The organism is Caballeronia jiangsuensis (assembly GCF_046030135.1).
In the GTDB taxonomy this organism is placed as follows: domain Bacteria; phylum Pseudomonadota; class Gammaproteobacteria; order Burkholderiales; family Burkholderiaceae; genus Caballeronia; species Caballeronia jiangsuensis.
Map to the genome: position 1 here is coordinate 1 of NZ_JAQQDB010000153.1, position 337 is coordinate 337.

The 337-nt window shown below is 61.4% G+C and carries 1 protein-coding gene; it reads left to right on the forward strand.

Going from position 1 to position 337, the window contains the following annotated elements:
* Window positions 1–337, forward strand: a 337-nt coding sequence (locus PQR08_RS38760) for a Phenylacetic acid catabolic protein (protein WP_408164527.1), incomplete at both ends; no start/stop codon positions are given.

Genomic DNA, 337 nt, shown 5'->3' on the forward strand with positions numbered 1-337 from the left:
TCTCGTGCAACAGGCGGTGAACCGCTGGTGGTGGCCGGTGCTGATGATGTTCGGCCCGAGCGACAAGGATTCGATTCACAGCGGCCAGTCTTTCGCATGGGGCATCAAGCGCATCTCGAACGACGACCTGCGCCAGAAGTTTGTCGATGCAACCGTCGAGCAGGCGAAGATTCTGGGCGTCACGCTGCCCGACGCCGATCTGAAGTGGAACGCGCAAAGAAACGCGCATGACTACGGCGAGATCGATTGGGAAGAATTCTGGCGCGTGGTCAACGGCGACGGCCCGTGCAACAAGGAGCGCCTCGCCACACGCGTGAAGGCGCACGACGAAGGCACT